Source organism: Streptomyces sp. NPDC003023 (genome assembly GCF_042888225.1).
GTDB lineage: Bacteria > Actinomycetota > Actinomycetes > Streptomycetales > Streptomycetaceae > Streptomyces.
Map to the genome: position 1 here is coordinate 746,355 of NZ_JBIAPL010000001.1, position 16,367 is coordinate 762,721.

The 16,367-nt window shown below is 72.3% G+C and carries 14 protein-coding genes and 1 pseudogene; 5 read left to right on the forward strand and 10 right to left on the reverse strand.

What is annotated here, in order from left to right; genetic code table 11:
* Positions 1-172: 172 nt before the first annotated feature.
* Together ACFYV1_RS02980 and ACFYV1_RS02985 are read left to right on the forward strand one after the other, a co-directional pair.
* On the forward strand, positions 173-1,954 hold the full coding sequence (locus ACFYV1_RS02980; protein ID WP_389393570.1) for an amino acid adenylation domain-containing protein: 1,782 nt from the start codon (positions 173-175) through the stop codon (positions 1,952-1,954).
* Entirely contained in the window at positions 1,944-4,841 is a 2,898-nt protein-coding gene (locus ACFYV1_RS02985) for a condensation domain-containing protein (protein WP_389393571.1), read from the forward strand. Before ACFYV1_RS02980 ends, ACFYV1_RS02985 begins: the two co-directional genes overlap by 11 nt.
* Positions 4,842-4,928: 87 nt before the next feature.
* On the opposite strand, the gene ACFYV1_RS02990 is transcribed toward ACFYV1_RS02985, so the two are convergent.
* The 8 genes and pseudogenes from ACFYV1_RS02990 to ACFYV1_RS03025 form a co-directional block, all read right to left on the reverse strand.
* Positions 4,929-5,135, reverse strand: coding sequence for a DUF397 domain-containing protein (locus tag ACFYV1_RS02990; protein ID WP_389393572.1), 207 nt, complete (start codon positions 5,133-5,135; stop codon positions 4,929-4,931).
* Positions 5,132-5,329: pseudogene (locus tag ACFYV1_RS02995) on the reverse strand (Scr1 family TA system antitoxin-like transcriptional regulator); the annotation flags it as partial. The gene ACFYV1_RS02990 and the pseudogene ACFYV1_RS02995, both read right to left, overlap by 4 nt.
* A gap of 24 nt (positions 5,330-5,353) precedes the next feature.
* Complete coding sequence (locus ACFYV1_RS03000; protein WP_389393573.1) at positions 5,354-5,752, reverse strand: WbqC family protein; 399 nt, start codon at positions 5,750-5,752, stop codon at positions 5,354-5,356.
* 59 nt (positions 5,753-5,811) lie between these two features.
* Entirely contained in the window at positions 5,812-6,690 is an 879-nt protein-coding gene (locus ACFYV1_RS03005) for a hypothetical protein (RefSeq protein WP_389393574.1), read from the reverse strand.
* Positions 6,691-6,769: 79 nt separating this feature from the next.
* Positions 6,770-8,266: a carboxylesterase/lipase family protein gene (locus ACFYV1_RS03010; protein ID WP_389393575.1), complete on the reverse strand. Its 1,497-nt coding sequence runs from the start codon at positions 8,264-8,266 to the stop codon at positions 6,770-6,772.
* A gap of 155 nt (positions 8,267-8,421) precedes the next feature.
* Positions 8,422-9,051 (reverse strand): lactate utilization protein C, encoded by a 630-nt coding sequence (locus ACFYV1_RS03015; RefSeq protein WP_389393576.1) that lies wholly within the window; start codon positions 9,049-9,051, stop codon positions 8,422-8,424.
* A complete protein-coding gene (locus tag ACFYV1_RS03020; RefSeq protein WP_389393577.1) occupies positions 9,048-10,619 on the reverse strand; it encodes a lactate utilization protein B in 1,572 nt (523 codons plus the stop codon). Before ACFYV1_RS03020 ends, ACFYV1_RS03015 begins: the two co-directional genes overlap by 4 nt.
* A complete protein-coding gene (locus ACFYV1_RS03025) occupies positions 10,616-11,383 on the reverse strand; it encodes a (Fe-S)-binding protein (protein ID WP_389393578.1) in 768 nt (255 codons plus the stop codon). Before ACFYV1_RS03025 ends, ACFYV1_RS03020 begins: the two co-directional genes overlap by 4 nt.
* A gap of 152 nt (positions 11,384-11,535) precedes the next feature.
* Here ACFYV1_RS03025 and ACFYV1_RS03030 point away from each other — a divergent pair, with 152 nt between their 5' ends.
* A complete protein-coding gene (locus ACFYV1_RS03030; protein ID WP_389393579.1) occupies positions 11,536-13,206 on the forward strand; it encodes an L-lactate permease in 1,671 nt (556 codons plus the stop codon).
* Between the two features lie 24 nt (positions 13,207-13,230).
* On the opposite strand, the gene ACFYV1_RS03035 is transcribed toward ACFYV1_RS03030, so the two are convergent.
* Positions 13,231-14,046, reverse strand: a complete 816-nt coding sequence (locus ACFYV1_RS03035) for a FadR/GntR family transcriptional regulator (RefSeq protein ID WP_389393580.1) — start codon at positions 14,044-14,046, stop codon at positions 13,231-13,233.
* Positions 14,047-14,297: 251 nt separating this feature from the next.
* On the opposite strand from ACFYV1_RS03035, the gene ACFYV1_RS03040 reads away from it, so the two are divergent.
* Positions 14,298-15,164 (forward strand): PhzF family phenazine biosynthesis protein, encoded by an 867-nt coding sequence (locus ACFYV1_RS03040; RefSeq protein WP_389393581.1) that lies wholly within the window; start codon positions 14,298-14,300, stop codon positions 15,162-15,164.
* Positions 15,165-15,307: 143 nt separating this feature from the next.
* Entirely contained in the window at positions 15,308-16,021 is a 714-nt protein-coding gene (locus ACFYV1_RS03045) for an HAD family hydrolase (protein ID WP_389393582.1), read from the forward strand.
* A 102-nt stretch (positions 16,022-16,123) separates the two neighbouring features.
* On the opposite strand, the gene ACFYV1_RS03050 is transcribed toward ACFYV1_RS03045, so the two are convergent.
* A complete protein-coding gene (locus tag ACFYV1_RS03050; protein WP_389393583.1) occupies positions 16,124-16,345 on the reverse strand; it encodes a hypothetical protein in 222 nt (73 codons plus the stop codon).
* Positions 16,346-16,367: the final 22 nt, after the last annotated feature.

Consider the following 16,367-nt stretch of genomic DNA (forward strand, 5'->3'; position numbering starts at 1 on the left):
GGACCGCAAGGAGCCCGCCGTGCCCCCCGCCACCAGGTCCGCGCAAGGCACGACGCAAGACACGCCGCGAGACACGACGCAAGGCACGACGCGAGACACGACGCAAGGCACGCCCCGAGGCACGACGCAAGGCACGCCGCAAAGCACGACGCGACTGACCACCCTGCTGATATTGCAGGCCGAACGGAACCCGCACGCCCTGGCCGTCGCCGACGGCGACACCACCCTGACGTACGCACAGCTCGTCTCCTGCGCCCGCCGACTGGCCGGGCACCTGTACGAGCGGGGCGTCCGGCCCGGTGACCGTGTGGCGCTGCTCCTTCCCCGCTCGGCCAAGACCGTCGTCGCCCAGGTCGCGCTGTGGTGGGCCGGCGCGACCTGCGTGCCGCTCGATCCGGCGCATCCACGGCCGCGTATCGAGGCGATGCTCGCCGACTCCGAGGCCGGCCTGACCGTCGGAGACGCCAAACTGCTCGAGGCGGCCGACCGGACACGCTCGGCGATGGTGCTGTCCGACGACGTACTCCACCACGACGACCTGGCCGAAGCCCCCTCGGCCGACGGACAGCTGACACCGTGCCTCCCGGCGTCCGATGCGCCGGCGTTCATCATGTTCACGTCCGGCTCGACAGGCCGGCCGAAGGGCGTGACCGTTCCGCACGCCGCCGTCGCCCGTCTGGTCACCGACCGGGCCTACGTCACGATCACCCCGCGCGACCGCGTGCTGTTCCACTCACCGACGACGTTCGACGCCTCGACGTTCGAGGTCTGGGGCGCCCTTGCCAACGGCGCGGCCGTGGTGGTGTGCACCTCCGAGCGGCCCTCGTTCGAGGACCTGACCCAGGACGTGGAGCGGTACGGCGTCACCGTCGCGTTCTTCACCACGGCACTGTTCCACCAGCTCGCCGCACGCCGGTCACGGGTGTTCACCCCGCTGCGCACCCTGGTCGTCGGAGGCGAGGCACTGGCCGCCGGGCACGCCCGTTCCGTACGACGGGCGTTCCCCTGGCTGGAACTGATCAACGCCTACGGACCGACCGAGACGACGGTCTTCGCCACCACACACCCCGTGACCGACGCCGACTGCGACGAGCAGATACCGATCGGCCGCGCCGTCGCCGGGGCAACCGCCCATGTGCTCGACGCGACCGGACAAGCCGTCCCGGACGGCGGACGCGGAGAGCTGTGGATCGGCGGCAGCCGGCTCGCCGACGGCTACACCGGACAGCCCGCCCTGACCGCCGAACGGTTCGTCGACCACCCGACGTTCGGCCGGCTCTACCGCACCGGTGACCTGGTCTCGACACGCCCGGACGGACTCCTGGACTTCCACGGCCGCATGGACGACCAGGTCAAGGTACGCGGCTTCCGGATCGAACCGGGCGAGATCGAACACGTACTGCGCGAGCAGCCGGAGGTGGACGACGCGGCCGTGACCGTGCGGCGTCCCAGCGCCGACGACGCCCGGCTGGCGGCCTTCGTGGTCGCCGCACCCGGCCCCGTACCCCGGCCCGAGACCCTGCGGACCCGCCTCGTCGGACTGCTGCCCGCCCATCTGGTCCCCGACGAACTGACCCTCGTCGAGCGCCTGCCGCTGACCCCGACCGGCAAGGTGGACCGCCGCCTGCTCGCCGCCCACGGGACGGCCGACGCGACCGCCGGCGCCGCCGCGCGGATGACCCCGCTCCAGCAGGCCGTCGCCGACGTGTGGAGCCGCTCGCTCGGCTCACAAGTGACCGCGCCGGACGCCGACTTCATCGCCCTCGGCGGCCACTCCATGCTCGCCCTCGTCATCGTCGACGACCTGCGCGAGGACCTCGGCGTCGAACTGACCCTCGCCGAGTTCTTCACCGCCCCGACCGTGGCCGAGCAGGCAGCCCTGGTCGAACGCGTACTGCTGGCCACCCACGACGATCTGCACCCCGATGCCCTGGAGGACACCGATGGCCGCTGAAACGAGCGCCGCACTGCAAGAGGCACTGCTGCGCCGGGCCCGCGCCGCCGCGCGCGGAACCGGCACCTCCCCGGCACCCGAGAAGACCCGTGAGCAGGGCGGCCCGGCCCCGCTCTCGCACGCGCAGCGCCGGATGTGGCTGATGGAGCGGCTGGGCCGGGGCGGAGCCCTGTACGGCGTACCGTTCGCCACCCGCCTGCGCGGACCGCTCGATGCGGCCGCGCTGAGTACGGCGCTCACCGCGCTGGTGCGACGCCACGAGATCCTGCGCACACGGTACGACCAGCGCGACGGCGAGCCGTACCAGGAGGTGCTTCCCGCTCCGGACACCGTCGAGGTGCCGGTGGTCGAGCTCGCCGCGGAGGACGACGGCACGGCACTGCTCACCGCGGAGGCGGACCGCCCGTTCGACCTGGGCGTCTCGACCCTGCCGCGGGCCCTGGTGCTGCGACACGGTCCGCAGGACCACACACTGCTGCTGATGTTCCATCACATATCCATCGACGGAGGCTCGCTGGAGACGGTGGCCGAGGAGCTGGCGCTGCTGTACGGCAACGCCACCGGCGGCGAGCAGCCGGAGCTGCCCGAGCCCCCGCAGTACGCCGACTTCGCCCGCCGGGAGCACGCCGCCGCCGACCGGCTCGAGCAGGGCCTCGGCCACTGGACCGAGCTGCTGACCGGAGCCACCCCGCCGCGCCTGCCCCGGCCCGCCACAGAGCCCTCCGACGCGGTCTCCCGCCCGGCGGCCACCAGTACCGTGCCGCTGGCGGAACAGGTACTGCCCGCCCTGCGCGAACTGGGCCGGCAGCGCCGCGCCACCGTCTTCACCGTGACACTCGCCGCCGCGTTCGCCGCGCTGCACCGGCTCACCGGCGAGGAGGACCTGGTCATCGGCTGCGCGGCCACCCACCGCGAAGGCCGGGCCATGCGCGCTCTGGTGGGCCTGTGCGTCAACACCCTGCCCGTACGGGTCGACCTGTCCGGCGACCCGGAGTTCGCGACGCTCGTGGAGCGCGTACGGGACGCGCTGCTCCAGGCACAGGCGCACCGCGACGTGCCGTTCGACCTGATCATGGAGCGGCTCGGCGCCGCGGCACGGGCCGCCGACGGGACGGCCCTGGTACGGGTGACCTCCGACGTCCTGCGCGAGCCCACGGCGCTGCGGCTGCCGGGCACACGGGCGGACGCCGTCGAAGTGGACGGCGGCGGCGCGAAGTTCGACCTGTCGTTCGGCCTCCTGGAAACCGGGAGCCCGGCGACGCTCGTCCGGTACGCCCCCACCGCGCTGGACGAGACGGTGGGCGAGTCGCTCGGACGGTCCTTCGCCGCACTGCTGACCGCCGTCGCGGGCGATCCCGGACTCAGGCTCTCCGAACTGCCCGGCGAGAGGCACGCACCGCCGGCCCAGGAACCGGGCGCGAAGGACACCGACCGCCATCCTGCCGAGACCCGGCTCGCGGCGCACCCGCAGGTCGCGGAAGCCCACGTACCCGATCCGGCCGGTGGACCTCTGATCGCCTACGCCGTCCTGCGGCGGATCGGCGGCCCGTCGCCCGTACAACTGCGCGCACATCTGAGGGACGGCCTGCACCGGGACCTGGTCCCTCGCGTGGTCACCCTGCTGGACGCGATGCCGCGCACGTCCGACGGCGCGGTGGACGTGAGCCGGCTGCCCGGCGCTCCTGTGCCGGCGGCCCCGTCCGGACCGCACGCCGAGGCGGTGACGGCGGCGTTCACGGCGCTGCTGGACCGGGCCGTCGGTCCGGACGACGACTTCTTCGCCCTCGGCGGTCACTCACTGACCGCCGTTCAGCTCGCCGAGCGGCTGCGGACCGGTCTGCGGCTGCCGATGACCGGACTGGACATCATGCAGGCCCGCACCCCGCGCGCCGTCACGGCCCTGCTGGACGGCCGTGCGTCGGAGCGGGCGGCTGCCGCGGCCACGGCCGCCCAGCGGCCCGCGCGCAGGAGCGGTACGCGTGAGGGCACGGTCCTGGTGACCGGCGGCACCGGCGGCGTCGGCGCCTTCGTACTGCGCGAACTGGCCGCCACCGGCCGTCCGGTGCTGGCTCTGGCCCGCCCGGAGTCGGCTCATCTGGTCACCGGGGACGGCATCGAGGTCGTCGAGGGCGACCTGAGCGACCTCGACGGGCTGCGGGCCGCGGTCGCCGGTGCGGACGCGGTGATCCACGCGGCCTGCACGTTCACCCGCCCCGAGATCGACGTCGCGGCCATGGAGGCGATGGTCGACGCCTGGCGCGGCGGCCCGTTCGTCTTCGTCAGCAGCGTCGACGCCTACGGACAGCCCGCACAGGACGAGGTGGCCGAGGAGTCCGCGTCCCGGCAGCCGCTGAGTCCGTACGGTCAGGCCAAGCTCGACTGCGAGCAGTTGCTGCTGCGGGCCGCCGGCACCGAGGGCCGCGGCGGCGCGAGCGCCGTGCGCGCGCCCATCGTCTGGGGTGCACACGACCGGCTGCGCGACCAACTGCGCTGGGGCGCGACCGGGATGCTCTACCAGGCCGCCCTGGCAGGCGACCCGATCACCCTGCCGGCCCCCGGCGCCGGCGGCCACGCCTGGTACGGCACACCGTGGGTGCACGCCGCGGCCCTCGCACGGGCCGTGACCGCCTGCCTCGACTCACCGGTCCACGGAGTCGCCAACGCGGTGGGCGGACACGTGTCCTGGGCGGACCTGGCCGCCGAACTCGTCGGACTCCTCGGCGGCGGCAGCGAGATCGTCCTCGACGAGAAGGCGCACCCCGACCTCGCCCGCCGCTGGCGCTACCGGGCGGACCGGCTCTCCGCCGCGCTGCGCCCGCTGCCCGGCGAGGACCTGCACTCCGTGCTGTCCGAGATGATCAGCCCGTCACCGTCCCGGACCGCCTGACCTCACCCGGCTCGCGTACAGGCGCGTACACCACGGCGCCCCGTTCCCGGTGCAATCCGGTGACGGGGCGCCGCCCCTCTTGCACGCTCAGCCCTGCGCGGCGAACTCCACGAACGCCGTCCAGCCTTCGCAGGTCACACGCAGGTTCGGCCCCGTCGTGAACTTCGAGTCTCGGACGTGGATTGTGCCGGGGCCGGTCGCGACCTCGACGCACTCGCCACCCTCGCCACTGCTGTAGCTGCTCTTGAACCAGGCTGACTCCGGAACGGTCTGCACTGTCGCTTCGACGTTCATCTCTCTCCAAGCAACTTCTCGACAAAGGCCAGCGATTCGCGCGGAGTGAGCGCCTGTGCTCGGAGGATCCCGTACTGCTCCTCAAGATCCCGGGCAGACGTCCGATCCGTGTAGGGACGACTGTCATTGTGCGCCTCCACATACACGATCCTCCGTGCTTCTCTCGTCTCGATCAAGATGACTCCCGCGTCCAGCAGTTCGTCCGCCTTGCGCACCGCTCACGCCCTGCAAGGCCGCGTCGAAAGGGGGGAAGTACAGCGATACGTGCTCAGGCCGCGGCTTCGAGCGGTCCGGGGCTCCGGCGAGGGCCCGTAGCCGGGCGGCAAGGCCGACGGGGCCGAGGCGGGCCAGGGCCCACAGGGAGGTGACGCGCCGGGCGGAGCCCAGATCCCTGCGGCCGGGGGCAGGAACGGGGTCACAGCGATGCCGCGGGCGGCGAACGGGGCCGGGTCGAGATACGTCACCCCGCCGGTCCCGCACAGATACGTGCCGGCACCAGCTGCGGCGGTGAGGTCGGCGAGGCGCTCGGATCGCTCGGTCCGGGCGGGCAGCCCGCCGGCGGTCAGGACGCGGCCCGGCCAGCCGAGGAAGTCCAGCAGGATGCGGGTGGAGAGCACCGAGTCTCAACACGGAGAACTTGACAGGGAACGGCGGAGACGGTGGTCGTTCGGTCCCGCTACCGCCCGCCGTCCGGTGCTGATGCGATTCGATGTGCGTCGTCCTGCGCCGCGAAGGCGGAGAAGAGGGTGTCGATCCGCAGGCGCAGTTCGGCAGAGACGGCGCCGGCGACACGGACCGACAGCTCGCGCCCGTCGGCCGTGCGCGCCAGATGGACGTCCAGTGCGTGGAGTGACCCGTCCAGGCGGCGGGTGTACCAGCGGCCCGGCGTCGCGTCGTCGGTGTCGTCGAGGCCCCAAGCGGTGGTGTCCCGGTCGGGCTCGTCGAAGTCGTGGAAGAGGACGTACTCCTCCAGCAGGTCGAGAAAGGGCCCGAGGTTGCCCCTCAGGATCCGGCCGCTCATCTCATGGACCTCGGGATCGGGCACCCCGTCGGCAGCGGATTCCGCGAGCAGTGCGCCGCTGACGGCCCGGTCGTCCTGCCGCAGGCCGAGGCGCAGGTGGGCCCGAAGGTCGAGCCGCCGGCAGGCGTCGGCGGGGTCGTAGGCCGCGCTGGGCAGCCGCACGACGCGCTTGCGTCCGGTCTCGTCCAGTGCGTAGGGGGTTTCGAACGCGTCGGTCCAGCGGTCGAGAGCCGGCGTGAACCGCTCCTTCGCGGCCGCGGCGTCGATGCCGAGGTATCGGCCGATGTCCTCCCACGAGGTGCCGCGCTCACGTTCGTAGATCACGGCGTCCGACAGCACCTCCTGGGCGAGACACGCGAGCGCCTGCGCCTCGCTGACCCGGCCGCCCGGCCCGGAGTACACGTCGAACCTGGTGACCGCCAGGGAGTCGGCGGTCGCGGACACACCGGCCGCGTGGTCGGACAGGACCAGGCGCGCGAGCGCCCGGCGGGGGTAGGCGGCGCGGTCGGCGTCGTAAGGAGTCGTCTGCTGCACCGGCAGAGCGTGCCACGGGGACGACTCTTCACGGCACTGGATTTCCGTGCCCGCGGCAGGGGCAGGGGCAGGGTCAGGGTCAGGGGCCGAGCGGCCGGTAGTCGAACTCCCGCGACAGCGACCGGGTGTCCGGCAGTGGCGGTCGCGGGTGGGTGTCGTCGGGGGACCAGACGTGGGTGGGGCCCGAGCCGCCCGGGTCGAGGGGCTGCCAGCCGGGGGTGCCGGTCGTGGCGAACGACGACCAGGCCGAGATCATGCGCTGTGAAAGGCGGTCGTCCGCGGGGGAGGGAGGGCCGCCGATGAGGAACTCGACCGCGGACACCGTGTGGTTGCCGAACGCGAAGGGCACGTCCGCGCAGTGCCATGAGCGCACCTCGGCGCCGTCGGGTCCGGTGCGCCGCCGGTCGAAGCGGGACATGAACGCCCTGCCGCCCGCCCGTGCGTGCGACTCGGCGAGCCGCCGGCTGTACTCGGCGAACAGCAGGTCGCCGAAGAGGGAGAGGTAGAGGTCGAGGACGGGGGTGCCGTCCGGCAGGTGGGCGCGGTAGCGTGCCGGGAGGTCGGCCGGCAGGCCGAAGTCGGCGGCGAACCGGCGCAGTTGTCCATCCGTCGTGACCTTCGCGCTGCTGCCGACGGCGTCCATCAGCCAGTACTCCTGCGTCGTGTGGCACACCAGCAGGTCCACACCCGCGGCCGCGCCCCCCGCCATCGCGGCCGACGGGTCCATCGGCAGGACGTCACCGTCGACGACGGGGCCGTAGAGGGCCGGGTCGTAGTGGAGGTGACCCGACGCCGGGTCGCGGCGGTAGCCGTCCGCCACCTCGTCAGATGCCGCGACCAGGGCCTCGGGCGACGTGGCGGCCAGCGCCTGCGCCGTCGGCCGCACCCCGGCCGACGCCGCCACCCGCGACGTGATCTCCTCGGCGAGCCCGGTCGAGTGGCAAGGGCCGACCGCGCTGTGCGCGATCGCCCGGCGGAACAGCCCCCGGGCCCGGTCCGTCACCATCAGGCAGGCGACGGAGGTCGCGCCGGCGGACTGCCCGGCCAGGGTGACGTTGTCCGGGTCGCCGCCGAACGCGGCGATGTTGTCCCGCACCCAGCGCAGCGCGGCGACCTGGTCGAGCAGGCCGCGGTTGTGGGGAGCCGAGGGCACGTGCCCGAAGCCCTCGAACCCGAGCCGGTAGTTGACCGTCACCACGACCAGCCGGCCGTCACGCGCCAGGACGGTGCCGTCGAAATCGGGCTGCGCGGACGAGCCGAAGACGTACGCCCCGCCGTGGATCCACACCAGCACGGGCAGTGCCGAAGCGCCGTGCGGCGCCCATACGTTGAGGGTCAGTACGTCCTTGTCGCCGGGCGTCCACGACGGCGCCCCCGGCAACTGCGCCGACTGCGGAGCGACGGGCCCGAAGCGCGTGCACTCCCGCACCTCCCGCCAGGGTTCGGCGGGCCGCGGCTCCCCGAACCGGCCGGGGCCGAACGGCGGTGCGGCGTAAGGCATTCCGAGCACCGCCACCACACCGTCGGCTACGGGCCGCCCGCGCACCGGCCCGTCCTGCGTACGGAAGACGTCCACGGAAAACCCCCAGGTCCTTGCCACCGGCTCGAGGCGGCCAGCTTCGCAGCGGGGCCGCCACCGGCGCCAACACCTTGATCGTCACGATTGACGCGCCGGCGATGTCAATCCGGGGTGGTGTCCTCGGCGGGCCTGCACGGTCCGAACGAAAGACCCTACGCGTCCGTCCTGATCACCACGTCGAGCGTGCGCGGACCGTGGACCCCCTCGACGCGTTCCAGCTCGATGTCGGAGGTCGCGGACGGGCCGCTGATCATGGTCGTGGGCCGCGTCGGCACCAGGCGGGCCAGTGCGTCCGGTACGCCGACCTCGACCACGGACAGGTCGACCACGCAGACATGCAGGTCCGGTACGAGGGACAGGGCCCGTCGGCCCTGGTCGGCCGAGCCGTCGAGGAAGATGGTGCCGGTCTCCGCGCACGCCGCGGCGGATGCCGTCACCACGCCATCCAGCGTGTCGAGGCCGGGTGCCGGGATGTCGGCGGAGTCCTCCTGGACCGTGCCGTCGAAGGCGGCGAGCCACGACCGGTCGAGCCCCGCCGGTACGCCGACGGTGCGGGCCCCCCGCTCCCGCAGCACCCGTGCGAGGGTGTCCGCGGTGTCGGCCGCGGTGCACGGGTGGACCCGCGCCTTGTAGTCCACCAGGCGGTCGGTGAACAGCGCGAGGCGTTCCCCGTCGGGCAGGGTGCTGCCGGTGCGGTAGGCCCTCGGCACCGTGACGGGTGGCTTCGGGGCGAGCGTCAGGGCGTCCCGTACGCGGCCGAGGACCGTCTCCCGTGCGTTCATCGCTGCTCCTCGTTCGAGTCGTTCTCGCCGCCGGGGCCCTGCTCGGCCCGGTCCCGCGCGTCCTTTGCCGCCGTGCGCAGCGCGTTCACGCCCTCGGCCGAGGCCAGCCACGTCCGGAACGTCTCCTTGGGCGGTGCCGGGGTGTCCCGGCTGTCGCTCCACCCGCTGAACGGCGGCGGCAGATGCGAGATCTTCCCGTCCCGTCCGGCGGCGATCCGGCCCAGTCCCGCGGCCTTCTGCGCGGCGGTGTAGAGCTTGGGCCTGGCCATCACCCCGGCGGCGGCCTTCATGGCGGCCTTCTCCACCGTCCTGCCCGTCTGCTCGGTGTGCTGATGCCGCAGTTCCACCAGCAGCGACGGGATGTCGATCTTCACCGGGCAGGCGTCGAAGCAGGCCCCGCAGAGCGTGGAGGCGTACGGCAGGGAGGAGTTGGGGTCGTTCTTCGCCTCGTGCATGCCGGCCAGCTGCGGGGTGAGCACGGCCCCGATCGGGCCGGGATACGTCGACCCGTAGGCGTGCCCGCCGGCCCGCTCGTACACGGGGCAGACGTTCAGGCAGGCCGAGCAGCGGATGCAGTTGAGTGCTTCGCGGCCGACGGCGTCGGCGAGCGCGGCGGTGCGGCCGTTGTCGAGCAGCACCAGGTGGAAGTCCTGCGGGCCGTCGTCGGGTGTGACGCCCGTCCACAGCGAGGTGTACGGGTTCATGCGCTCGCCGGTGGAGGAACGCGGCAGGAGCTGGAAGAAGACCTCCAGGTCCTGGTAGCGCGGCAGCACCTTCTCGATGCCCATGACGGTGATCAGGGTGTCCGGCAGGGTCAGGCACATCCGGCCGTTGCCCTCGGACTCGACGACGGAGAGGGTGCCGGTCTCCGCGATGCCGAAGTTCGCCCCGGACACGGCGACCCTAATGGTCATGAACTTCTCGCGCAGATACGCCCGTGCGGCCGCCGCGAGATGAGCCGGTACGGAGTCGAGCTCCGGGTCGACGCCGGGAATCTCCTTGAGGAAGATGTCGCGGATCTCGTCCCTGTTGCGGTGGATGGCCGGCACCAGGATGTGCGACGGTTTGTCGTCCGCGAGCTGCACGATCAGCTCGGCGAGGTCGGTCTCGTGGGCGGTGATGCCGTGTTCCGCCAGGTGCTCGTTGAGGCCGATCTCCTGCGTGGCCATCGACTTGACCTTGATGACCTCCTCGCTGCCGGTGGCCGCGACCAGGCGGGTCACGATCGCGTTGGCCTCGGCCGCGTCCCGCGCCCAGTGGACCGTGCCGCCGGCCTCCGTGACCTTCTCCTCCAACTGCTCGAGCAGTTCCGGCAGCCGGTTCATCGTGTCCGTCTTGATCGCGGAGCCCGCGTCCCGCAACTGCTCCCAGTCGTCGACCTCGGACGTGACGGCGATCCGCTTGGCGCGGATGGTGTGGGTGGCCCGGTGCAGGTTTCCGCGCAGCTGCTCGTTGCGCAGCTCACCGTGCGCGGCCGCGGGGAACTTCCGCTCCCCGCGGAGGTTCCCCTCGCCGTACGGAGCGCGCGGTGGCGCGGAGGGCATGCCGAGAAAGGTGCTGCGGCTCATCGTGCGACCTCCGTCAGGGGGTGGGGCGAGGTACGGGTGGCGGCGAGGATCTGGGCGAGGTGCAGGGTCGTGGCCCCGGCCTTGATACGGGAGAGCCCGCCCCCGATGTGCATGAGGCAGGAGGAGTCCCCCGCGGTGCAGACGGCCGCGCCGGTGCCGGTCACCGCCGCGACCTTGTCGGCGAGCATCGCCGACGACGTCTCGGCGTTCTTCAGGGCGAAGGTGCCGCCGAAGCCGCAGCAGGCGTCCGCCTCCGGCAGCTCCACGAGGTCGATGCCGTCGACGGCGCGCAGCAGCCGCAGCGGCTTGTCGCCGACGCGCAGCATGCGCAGTGAGTGGCAGGTGGGGTGGTACGTGACCCGGTGCGGGAAGTGCGCGCCGACGTCCACGACGCCGAGTACGTCGACCAGCAGTTCGGACAGCTCGTAGGTCTTGGCGCTGACGCCGGCGACGGCCGACCGCAGCGCCGCGTCCCCGTACCGCTCGGCGACCAGCCCGTGCTGATGCCGTACGGAACCGGCGCACGATCCGGAGGGCATGACGACGGCCTCGATGGAGCTGTCGCCGAACTGCTCGGCGAAGGTCCGCACCAGGGGGACGGGCTCGCGCTGGTAGCCGGTGTTCACATGCATCTGCCCGCAGCAGGTCTGTCCCGGCGGGAAGACCAGTTCGTGGCCGAGGCGGCTGAGCAGCAGTGCGGTGGCCTTCACCGCGTCAGGGAAGAGCGTGTCTCCCAGGCAGGTGGCGAAGAGTCCGATGCGCACGGGAAGGCCTCCACTTTCGTAAGGTCGGACCATACTAGCGTGCATCAGGGAATTGTTCATCGGTAGACAACACTTTGGTCAGACCTTATTGACATACGGCCGGGGCCAGTGCGCTACTGACTGCGCTCTTACGCTCGATGAGGAGAACTCCCGTGGCCCCAGCATCCCCAGCCGCGCTCGCCGGCTACACACCCGACGTCCAGGCCGTCGGAGGCAGTCTCGCGGCCACGGCCCTCCTCGGCCTCGTGCCCCTGGCAGCCTTCTTCGTGCTGCTCATGGTCGCCAAGCGGCCGGCGCTCCAGTCCGCACTCGGCGCACTGCTCACCGCGCTCCTGGTGGCGGTGTTCGCCATGGGCATGCCGGTCGGCCAGGCCGCCCTGTCCGCCGGCCAGGGCCTGGTCTTCGGGCTCTTCCCGGTCATGCTGATCGTCGTCGCGGCCATCTGGTTCTACGAACTCACCGTCATCAGCAAGCGGTTCGAGGACCTGCGGCGCTCGTTCAGCGCGGTCGGCCGCGGGGACCTGCGGGTCCAGGCCATGCTCATCGCCTTCTGCTTCGGCGGACTCCTCGAGGCACTCGCCGGATTCGGCGCCCCGGTCGCCATCACCGCCGCGATGCTCATGGCCCTCGGCCTGCCGCCCCTGCGCGCCGCCGTCACCGTGCTCGTCGCCAACACCGCGCCCGTGGCCTTCGGAGCCATGGCCATCCCGATCACCACCGCGGGCAACCTCACCGGCATCCCGGCGGACGAGATCGCCGCGGTCGTCGGCCGGCAGAGTCCGGTGCTCGCCCTGTTCGTCCCGCTGCTGCTGCTGTTCCTGGTCGACGGCACCCGTGGACTGCGCCAGCTGTGGCCGATCGCCCTGGTCACCGGCGCGGTGTTCGCCGTCGCGCAGTTCTGGTGCTCGGCCCACTTCGCGTACGAGCTCACCGATGTCGTGGCCGCCCTCGCCGGCTTCGCCGCCGCCGTCCTGATGCTGCGGTTCTGGCACCCCACCACCCCGGAGGACCAGCGCTCCCAGGTGGAGCCGGAGCCCCTCACAGCCCGTCGGGTGGGCCTCGCCGTGCTGCCGTATCTGCTGGTCATCGCGATCTTCGGGCTCGCCAAGCTGAAGACCGGCGGCATCGACGCACCCGCGGCGCTCGGCGCGTCGAACCTCGAGATCCAGTGGCCCGGTCTGTACGGAAACCTGCTCGCCCCCGACGGATCGCCGGCCGGCAGCGCGGTCTACAGGCTGGAGGTGCTCGGCAATCCCGGCACCCTGCTGATCCTCTCCGGAATCGTGGTCACGCTCATCTACCGCCTCACGTCCAGCGACCGCTTCCCGATGACCGGCGGAATGGCCCTCGCCGCAGCCGGGCGCACCGTCAAGAACATGCGCGTCGCCATCGCGACCGTGGCCACCGTGCTCTCCCTGAGCTACGTCATGAACCAGTCCGGCCAGACCGTGGCCGTCGGCACCTGGCTGGCGGCGGCCGGTGGCCTGTTCGCCCTGCTCTCGCCCACGCTCGGCTGGCTCGGCACGGCCGTCACCGGCTCCGACACCTCGGCCAACGCTCTCTTCGCCACGCTTCAGCAGACCGCCGGACAGAAGGCCGGCATCGATCCGCAGCTGCTCGTGGCGGCCAACACCTCCGGCGGCGTCGTCGGCAAGCTGGTCAGCCCGCAGAACCTGACGATCGCGGCGACCGCGGTCGAGCAGCCGGGCAGCGAACGGATCCTGCTGCGCAAGGTCGCCGGATACAGCCTCGGGATGCTCGCACTGCTCTGTGCCCTGGTCTACCTGCAGTCGCTGCCGGTGCTGTCCTGGATGCTGCCGTAGGGGAGGCGCGGGCCGGGGGCGGCGCTACTCCGTTCCCGGCCCCTCCGCGGTCTCCGACCGGGAATCGGAGTCGGAGTCGGAGTCGGGCTTCAACTCCGTCTCTGACTCCGACTCCGACTCCGACTCCGTGACGAGCTTGCCGTGGAAGCCGCGGATGTGGCGCTCGGCGAGCTCGGCAGCCCTGGCCCCCTCGCCCTCGCGGACCAGTCGCAGCAACTCCGTGTGCTCTGCATTGAGCGCGGCGGCGCTGGCCGGCCAGTCCTCGTCCGCCTCCTCCGCGTCCAGGATCAGTGTGCGCACGGACTCCCTGACCGCGGAGGTGAGTGTGGAGATCAGCTGATTGCCTGAGCTGCGCGCAATCTGGACATGGAAGCGGGTGTCCAGTTCGTTGAACTCCGCCACATCGACGTCGTCCCGCTGCATCCGGTCGAGGATCTGTCCGGCCTCCGCGAGATCCTCCTCGGACGCGGAGCGGGCCGCCGCCTCGAAGCTCGACCGCTCGAGCACGACGCGGGCCTCGAGCACGTCCTGAAGGTCGTAGCTCCCGAGCGCCAGGTGCAGGCGGAGCAGCCGGCCCAGGGCGTCGTCGGGATTGCGGACGATCCGGGCCCCGGAGTCGGGGCCGCGGCCGACCTGCGCGGTCAGTACGCCGATCGTCTCCATGACCCGAAGGGCCTCGCGCAGCGCGGACCTGCTCACTCCCAGCACGGGTGCCAGTTCGCGCTCGGGCGGCAACCGGTCGCCGGCCTTCAGCTCGCCGGACAGCACCCGTTCCTCGATGCTCTCCAGTACGAGCTCATGTGTCCGTGACTGCCGCACGGGACGCCACTCGGCTGCCATCGCCCCACCTTCCAGACCTGCTCCTCGTAAGCTCCGAGGGTATGTCACACCTGCTCTGTGGTCCGACCACAGGGCTCCAGGGGCGTTCCATGAACCCCCGGCCCGAGGAGCGAGGGCGGGACCGCCGCCAGGGTGCGGCACGCCGTTCGCCCGGAACGGACGTGCGTGGCACGGCAGTTGACGACCAGGGGGCCGTGCGGTGGGCCGGCCTCGGCGGGAACAACTCCCGCCGGCCCGGCGTTCCGGTGATCATGACAACGAAGAACGAGGTTCTGCGCTACACCGCCTTCTCCACCGACCCCGAGGGAGGCAACCGCGCCGGGGTCGTCCTCGACGCCGCCGGGCTGAGCGACAGCGACATGCTCGCCATCGCCGCTGAGCTCGGATACAGCGAGTCCGCGTTCCTGACGGCGCCGCCGGAAGGGCTCGAAGGAGAGGCGGGACGGACCTTCACCATCCGCTTCTTCAGCCCCAAGGCGGAGGTGTCGTTCTGCGGGCACGCCACCGTGGCGACCGCCATCGCTCTCGGCGAGCGCATCGGCACCGGCGACCTGGTCTTCGCGACGCCTGCCGGGACGGTGCCGGTGACGGTCAGCGAGGAGGACGGAGTGGTGCGGGCGACGCTGACCACGGTCGAGCCGCACACCGAGGACGTCACGGACGCGGACCTGGCGGAGGCGCTGGCGGCGCTCGACTGGCCGGCCGCCGACCTGGATCCCGCGCTGCCGCCCCGTATCGCCTTCGCCGGTGCCCGGCACCTGGTGCTCGGCGCCGCGACCCGTGAGCGGCTGGCGGATCTGGCGTACGACTTCGACCGTCTCGAGGCCCTGATGCGCCGACTCGATCTGACCACCGTGCAGTTGGTGTGGCGCGAGTCGGCGGACGTCTTCCATGTGCGGGACCCGTTCCCGGTGGGTGGTGTCGTAGAGGACCCGGCGACGGGCGCGGCGGCCGGAGCGTTCGGCGCGTACGCCCGCGAACTGGGCCTGATCGCCGAGGCGTCGGTGCTCACCCTCCACCAGGGCGCCGACATGGGCCGGCCGGGGACGCTGACCGTGGAACTGCGCGAGGGCGACAAGCGGGTACGGGTGACGGGGACCGGCACACGCATCGGGTGACGTCCCTGTGCCCCTCCATGCCTTCCCCGTCGCGCCGCCCGGCACGCCCTCCCCGGCAGCCTCCGGCGCGGGACGTGCCCCTCGCTCCGGACGACGCTCCTTCACGGGCAGACCTCGCCGGTCACGGCACTAGGCTGCCGCCCATGACCGCCGAGAGCCTCGACCTTGTGATCTTCGACTGCGACGGCGTTCTCGTCGACAGCGAGCGGATATGCGTGAAGATCGACGCGATCGTCACGGCCGATCTCGGAGCCGCGTTCACCGAGGCCGAGATCATCGAGCGGTTCGTGGGCTCGTCCGCGGAGGTCTGCACGGCGGTGATCGAGGAGCGCCTCGGGCGACGTCTGGAGAAGGGCTGGCAGCAGCGGTACGAGCATCTCTACGACGCCGCCATCGCGGCCGAGCTGACCGCGGTCGACGGCGTCGCGGAGGCGCTGGCCGGCCTCGCCGCACCGGTCTGTGTGGCGTCCAACGGGGACCACGACGGCATCCGGCGCAGCCTGCGGCTCACGGCGCTGAGCGACCACTTCGAGGGCCGGATCTTCAGCGCCGCCGACGTGACCCGGGGCAAACCGGCCCCTGACCTGTTCCTGCACGCCGCCCGTTCCATGGGCGCCGACCCCGCCCGGTGCGCGGTGGTCGAGGACAGCGTGTACGGGGTCAGGGCCGCCCGCGCGGCCGGTATGCGCGCCTTCGGCTACTGCGGCGGCCTGACGCCGGCGGCGCGCCTGGAGGGCCCCGGCACCGTCGTCTTCGACGACATGCGCCGGCTCCCCGAGCTGCTGGCCGGACCTTTCCCCGCCGGGAACGACGTCTCCCCGGCACCTACTGCCGCGACCGGCAATGTCCGCCCGTGAAGTAGCGTCGTCCGGTGCCGGGGGCACCTCCCGTGCCCGAAGGCTATGGGGGAGCGGGTGCGTGCGGGCGGCGCGACAGGGCACAGCTTGCCGGGAGGGGCGCTAGAACGACGTCTCCCGTACGCTCGCCCGGTCCGAGGGCTCGGTCGTCGCGGTGATCTCCGAGCGGTGGCGGGCGGCCGAGAACGTGACCGTCAGCGTCTCCGGGGCGGTCTGGGACGTTGAGACCGTGAAGCCCTGGTTCGGCACCGCGGAGATCAGGCACACCCCGCCGCTCCCGTAGCGCACGGTCGCCTTGCCGCCCTGCGAGGAGATCGTCTGCACCCCCGAGCCGCCCTCCTCGCAG